Source organism: Yersinia thracica, from assembly GCF_902170565.1.
Taxonomy (GTDB): domain Bacteria; phylum Pseudomonadota; class Gammaproteobacteria; order Enterobacterales; family Enterobacteriaceae; genus Yersinia; species Yersinia thracica.
The window spans coordinates 21,481-27,975 of record NZ_CABHXX010000088.1; the positions used below are offsets into that span (position 1 = coordinate 21,481).

Here is a 6,495-nt window from a genome sequence, read left to right on the forward strand (position 1 = left end):
TTTTTTGAACAGAGGAGTGAGTTTTTTGCGCTTTCATATTCTTCAGCGACATCTAGACTAAAGAAAACGTTGAGGAGAACTGAACATGATTTATTTACGCAAAGCGGAAGAACGTGGCCATGCTAATCACGGTTGGCTGGACAGCTGGCATACCTTCTCATTCGCCGATTATCACGATCCAGAATTTATGGGTTTTTCAGCACTACGGGTGATTAACGAAGATGTCATCGACGCTGGTCAGGGTTTTGGTACTCACCCGCACAAGGATATGGAAATTCTGACTTATGTGCTGTCCGGGACTGTTGAACATCAGGACAGCATGGGCAATAAAGAGCAAATTCATGCGGGTGAGTTTCAGATTATGAGTGCTGGCACGGGTATCCGCCATTCAGAATATAATGGTCGTGATGATCAGCCGCTACATTTGTACCAGATTTGGATTATCCCGAATAAGACCGGTTTGCAGCCGCGTTATGAACAGCAAATGTTCGACATTCCGCAAGGGCGGCAACTGGTGTTATCACCGGATGCTCGTGATGGCTCGCTAAAAGTGTTCCAGGACATGACGCTGTGGCGCTGGGCATTGAAACGTGAAGAGCAGTCGATTTATCAGATTCAGGCAGAGCGCCGCATCTGGATACAGGTGGTGCGCGGCAAGGTGTCTATCAATGGCCGCCATGCGGGTACCAGCGATGCATTCGCTATCTGGGATGAAGCAGCACTTTCTATTCATGCTGATGAAGACAGTGAAATCTTGCTGTTTGATTTACCGCCAGTTTAAGTTTGACGATTCTAACAAAGAAGGGGTATGCATCGCGTCATACCCTTTTATTTGCTAGAATGACCCCCCGTTTACTTTGCCTCAGTTCATTGATAATGAAGAAAAAAAGGCCAGTGCTACAAGATGTTGCTGATATGGTTGGGGTCACTAAAATGACTGTCAGCCGCTATTTGCGCAATCCGGAGCAAGTTTCTGCGATGTTGCAGGAAAAAATTGCACTGGCGCTAGACGAACTTGGCTATATCCCTAATCGTGCTCCCGATATCCTGTCCAAGGCCACCAGCCATGCTATTGGTGTCTTGCTGCCATCATTAACCAATCAGGTTTTTGCCGAGGTGCTGCGGGGGATTGAAAGTGTAACGGATGCTCATGGCTACCAAACCATGCTGGCACATTATGGCTACCAGAAAGAACGTGAAGAGCAGCGGTTGACCTCTCTGCTTTCCTACAATATTGATGGATTAATCCTCTCCGAACGGCACCACACGGCGCGTACATTGAAAATGATTGAGGTCGCGGGCATTCCTGTTATTGAGCTAATGGATTGTTCTTCACCCTGCATTGATTTGGCCGTGGGCTTTAATAACTTTGAAGCTGCAAGACAAATGACCCAGCAGATTATCGCCAAAGGCCACCGCTACGTGGTGTATTTTGGTGCGCGTCAGGATGAGCGGACGGTAATTAAACAGCAAGGTTATGAGCAGGCGATGCGCGAGTCAGGTTTGGAACCGATGAGTGTGATGACTAGCCGTTCTTCATCATATTCTGCTGGCGCGGAGTTATTGCGCGAAGCGCAGGTGAATTATCCGCAGATCGACAGTATTTTCTGTACCAATGATGACTTGGCGATTGGCGCAGTATTTGAGTGTCAGCGGCAGGGGCTTTCTATTCCGCATGATATGGCGATAGCTGGGTTCCATGGTCATGATATTGGTCAGTCGATGGTGCCGAAGCTGGCCAGTGTACTGACCCCGCGCGAAAGAATGGGGCAAATTGGTGCCGAGCGTTTGCTGGCCCGGCTGCGCGGAGAGGTGGTTACACCCAAAATGGTCGATGTGGGCTTCACCATCCTCCCCGGTGGCAGTATTTAACTCACTGTTATTATTAGATAATAGTTGCCAATAACAGACAGCCGACTAACCCGCAGACAGAAATAATCGTTTCCAGCACTGACCATGATTTGAAGGTCTCGACGATTGTTAGGTTGAAATATTCTTTAAACAACCAGAAGCCTGGGTCGTTGACGTGAGAGAAAATCACACTGCCCGAACCCACTGCGATGACCATCAATTCAGGGCTGGCCCCAGTGGTGGCAATAAGTGGCGCCACAATCCCCCCAGCCGTGATGGCGGCTACAGTCGCAGAACCCAGCGCAATACGCAGGACGGCGGCAATTGACCATGCCATCAGAATTGGTGATAGCCCGCTGCTGTTCATCATGCTGGCAATATAGTGGTCAACGCCGCTGTCGACTAAAACCTGTTTGAAAGCGCCACCACCGCCAATAACCAACAACATCATCGCAATGATTTTGATAGAGTCGGTCACGGTGTCCATCACGGATTCCATTGAGCGGCCACGGTTTAAACCAAAGGTGAAAATCGCGATTAGCACGGCGATCAATGTGGCGATCACCGGGTCACCCAAGAACTCAGCATAAGAGAGGACTGGGTGGCCTTTGGGCAAAATCATCTCTGCCACCGCCCGCAATGCCATCAAAATAACCGGCACCAACGCCGTGCTGACACTGACGCCAAAACTTGGCATTTCTTCATCAGTAAAGGTTTTCGGGTTATACAGCCCTTCGGGCACTGGTTTATCAATCCCTTTCAGGAATCGCGCAAATACTGGACCGGCCAAAATCACGGTTGGAATGGCCAGTAATGTCCCATATAACAGGGTCTTACCCATGTCGGCGTGGAAGATGGTGGCAATGGCGGTTGGGCCGGGATGAGGGGGCAAGAAGCCGTGAGTCACTGACAGCGCTGCGGCCATCGGAACGCCCACATATAATAATGGGATACGCGCTGATGCCGCGATACTGAATACTAGCGGCAACAACAGCACGAAGCCGACTTCATAGAACAGAGCAAAACCGACGGTGAAACCGGTCAGTACCACTGCCCACTGAATGTGTTTTTTACCAAATTTATCAATTAAGGTTGTGGCAATTCGTTGAGCGCCACCGCAGTCCGCCAGTAATTTACCGAGCATGGCGCCGAAGCCCATAATCAGCGCCAGGCTACCTAGTGTGCCTCCGACCCCTGCTTTGATTGAGCCGACAACTTTATCGACTGGCATCCCTTGCATGACACCCACCGCTAGCGCGACCAGTATCAGCGAGATAAATCCGTTGAGCTTGAAACGGATCATCAGTAACAGCAGCATGGCAACGCCAACCGCGACAATGACTAATGGCATAGTATTTCTCCACTTACTTTGGGTATATATCGCTTTTTGTTATGGTTACAGGCCGTAGAGGGCCAGCGTGATTGCGCGATTGAGTTCAATTATGATGTTCTATCCTTTGTGATAAAAGTCACATCTCGATTTGTTACCGGTATCATGATACCGGTAACATGATAAAATACGGAACCATAGCGAGCAGTAAAATTCCTATTCTGAGATAGAGATCAACATTATGGCTGGACGTAGCATTATCGTGATGGGTGTATCAGGTAGCGGTAAAACCACTGTGGGAGAGGCAGTGGCACGGCGAATTCATGCCAAATTTATTGACGGTGATGACCTGCACCCTCGTGCCAATATTCAGAAAATGGGCAGCGGACACCCTCTTAATGATGAGGACCGCATGCCGTGGCTAGAGCGCCTGAGTGATGCGGCCTACAGTCTTAATCATAAAAATGAAACTGGCATTATTGTCTGTTCGGCCCTGAAACGCCGCTATCGTGATCGGCTGCGGGAAGGTAATCCGGAAATGGTCTTTCTATACCTGAAAGGCAGTTTTGAGGTCATTATGGGGCGGTTAAAAGCCCGTTCCGGCCATTTTATGCCCACTGATTTATTAAAAAGCCAGTTTGAAGCATTGGAAGAACCGGGGTCAGAAGAGCCGGATGTTATCTGTGTGGATATTGATGCGGATATTGATGAAGTCGTGCAGCGCAGTGTATTGGCGCTGGAAAAACAGGGCTAATCAGCGAGTGGTGCAAACTGCTGATAAAATCATAATGAAGGGAAATGTGCCGAATGGGTTCCTACTTATTTAAAGTACAAGCGGCTTAGGCCGCCGGAACGCCCATCGGTGCAGTGCCCCGCCAGTCTCCGAGTTATAAAATTTGTCAGCAACCTCAAAGGGTTATTGCCCCTCTGAGGTCATCAGCCGGCACCTAAACTTACTTTGTCAGGTATGCCCGCACGCCGTCCAAAAACATTTGCGTTGATAACATGACTAAAATTAACCCCATCAGCCGTTCCAAAGCACTGACACCTTTATTGCCCAACAAGCGCAGGAACAGGTTCGACATCAGTAAAATAGCCGCCGATAAACCCCAGGCAATCATCAAAGCCAGTACCAAATGGCTAAGCTGATTAGGATACTGATGAGATAGCAGCATCAGGGTCGCCAGAATAGACGGGCCTGCCACTAATGGAATTGCTAGCGGAACCAAAAATGGCTCTTCCCCTGCCGATAGCCCGGTAACAGTGCTTTCGGGAGAGGGGAAAATCATCTTAATGGCGATTAAAAACAAAATGATACCGCCGGATATTGAGACTGTTTCAGTGCGCAGATTCAAGAATGCCAGGATCTTCTCGCCCGCGAACAGGAAAATCAGCATCAATATAAGTGCGATCAGCAATTCGCGAATCAATACTATTCGGCGGCGTTTGGGTTCCAGATGTTTAAGCACCGACATAAAAATCGGTAAATTACCCAGCGGGTCCATAATCAAAAACAGCAATACAGTTGCTGCAATCATCTCTGTCATTATTACCTCAAAATAATCAAAAAGGCTGGCGTTTCCCGCCAGTCAAAGCCACATATTAGAAAGATTGCTTTGAATCATTCTGGTATCGAATAATTTAACTTGCCACTTTGTCCATATTTCGTAAGGTGGTATCAGGTCTGCCCTCGTCAGTGCGCTGTATTCACCAGCAGTAATGCGAGACGGACATCCATTAATCAGTGTCACTTTCCAAGGCAGGACAGTAAACATGAAAAACGTTGGTTTTATCGGCTGGCGCGGTATGGTCGGCTCAGTACTCATGCAGCGCATGATTGAAGAACGCGACTTTGACGGTATCCGCCCGGTCTTTTTCTCTACCTCTCAACATGGCCAAGCCGCCCCGTCTTTCACCGGACAGCAAGGTACATTGCAAGATGCTTATGATATTGATGCACTGAGTGCATTGGATATTATCATCACTTGCCAAGGGGGAGATTATACCAACGAAGTTTATCCAAAGCTGCGTAAAGCGGGTTGGCAAGGTTATTGGATTGATGCCGCTTCTTCTTTGCGTATGCAAGATGACGCAATTATCATTCTGGACCCGGTAAACCACGGTGTCATTCAGCAGGGGCTGGATAAAGGTATCAAAACCTTTGCTGGTGGTAACTGCACCGTCAGCCTGATGCTGATGTCATTGGGTGGTTTGTTTGCTAATGATTTGGTTGAGTGGGCCTCTGTGGCCACTTATCAGGCGGCTTCCGGCGGCGGCGCGCGCCATATGCGCGAGTTACTGACCCAAATGGGCATGTTGCACGCCGATGTAGCAAAAGAGCTGCAAGATCCGGTCTCGGCCATTTTGGATATCGAGCGCAAAGTGACGGCGGCCACTCGCAGTGGCAAATTGCCGACTGATAACTTTGGCGTGCCATTGGCGGGCAGTTTGATTCCCTGGATCGACAAAGCGCTGGATAACGGCCAGAGCCGTGAAGAGTGGAAAGGCCAAGCTGAAACCAACAAAATTTTGAATACCGGCAGCATTATCCCGGTTGATGGCCTGTGTGTTCGCATCGGCGCACTGCGTTGCCATAGCCAGGCTTTCACTCTGAAGCTGAAAAAAGACGTGCCGCTACCGGAAATCGAGCAATTGCTGGCAACTCACAATGACTGGGTTCGCGTCATCCCGAATGACCGCGAGCTGAGCATGCGCGAACTGACCCCTGCGGCGGTAACCGGCACCTTGAACACGCCAGTTGGCCGCCTGCGTAAACTGAACATGGGGCCGGAATATCTCTCCGCCTTTACCGTCGGTGACCAGTTGCTATGGGGCGCGGCAGAGCCACTGCGCCGTATGCTGCGAATTTTGCTGTAATTTATTATCCAGCTTTAACGGATAGAATAGAAACCGCCCTAATTTGATGATTAGAGCGGTTTCTTAGCTTATATGTTTCTAATATTTAATAATTAAAATAACTATATATATATTTTAATTGGTTATTTAAAATTAATACGGCTGAACGCACTTTTTATATGTGCTGAGATGATTATTGCAATATAGAGTCTGATGTCATATTCTGGATTTTAATTTAACTCAGCGGAAGTTAATATGAAAATATCAGATCGTACTATTAGTTCACTGAATGTTCTGATAAAAATAGTTTTTTATACATTGTTTTATTTGGGGAATTTATATTTATCTAGTTTTTTATTAGATTGGGTGATGCCAGAACTTGGAATGAAGTTATATCTTTCAATAGGTGGGGCGATTATTTGTACTTTTATTCCTTTTTTTGATGGGATGAAAAAGTT

At 47.9% G+C, this 6,495-nt stretch carries 7 protein-coding genes; 5 read left to right on the forward strand and 2 right to left on the reverse strand.

The window, feature by feature from the left end; translation table 11 throughout:
• The first annotated feature begins 85 nt into the window (after positions 1 to 85).
• Positions 86 to 781, forward strand: a complete 696-nt coding sequence (locus FTA91_RS12275) for a pirin family protein (protein ID WP_038637363.1) — start codon at positions 86 to 88, stop codon at positions 779 to 781.
• 95 nt (positions 782 to 876) lie between these two features.
• On the forward strand, positions 877 to 1,872 hold the full coding sequence (gene gntR, locus FTA91_RS12280; RefSeq protein WP_050112458.1) for a gluconate operon transcriptional repressor GntR: 996 nt from the start codon (positions 877 to 879) through the stop codon (positions 1,870 to 1,872).
• A gap of 13 nt (positions 1,873 to 1,885) precedes the next feature.
• On the opposite strand, the gene gntT is transcribed toward gntR, so the two are convergent.
• Positions 1,886 to 3,202 (reverse strand): gluconate transporter, encoded by a 1,317-nt coding sequence (gene gntT, locus FTA91_RS12285; protein ID WP_050112072.1) that lies wholly within the window; start codon positions 3,200 to 3,202, stop codon positions 1,886 to 1,888.
• A 220-nt stretch (positions 3,203 to 3,422) separates the two neighbouring features.
• Between gntT and FTA91_RS12290 the strand changes: the two genes are divergently transcribed.
• Positions 3,423 to 3,935: a gluconokinase gene (locus tag FTA91_RS12290; protein ID WP_050112069.1), complete on the forward strand. Its 513-nt coding sequence runs from the start codon at positions 3,423 to 3,425 to the stop codon at positions 3,933 to 3,935.
• 199 nt (positions 3,936 to 4,134) lie between these two features.
• On the opposite strand, the gene FTA91_RS12295 is transcribed toward FTA91_RS12290, so the two are convergent.
• The gene (locus FTA91_RS12295; RefSeq protein ID WP_050112067.1) at positions 4,135 to 4,728 is read right to left on the reverse strand and encodes a YhgN family NAAT transporter; all 594 of its coding nucleotides are present in this window, start codon (positions 4,726 to 4,728) and stop codon (positions 4,135 to 4,137) included.
• A 226-nt stretch (positions 4,729 to 4,954) separates the two neighbouring features.
• Between FTA91_RS12295 and asd the strand changes: the two genes are divergently transcribed.
• Entirely contained in the window at positions 4,955 to 6,058 is a 1,104-nt protein-coding gene (gene asd, locus FTA91_RS12300; protein WP_145536029.1) for an aspartate-semialdehyde dehydrogenase, read from the forward strand.
• A 234-nt stretch (positions 6,059 to 6,292) separates the two neighbouring features.
• Positions 6,293 to 6,495 (forward strand): hypothetical protein (locus FTA91_RS20225; RefSeq protein ID WP_222423188.1); only part of this gene is annotated, 203 nt, incomplete at its 3' end.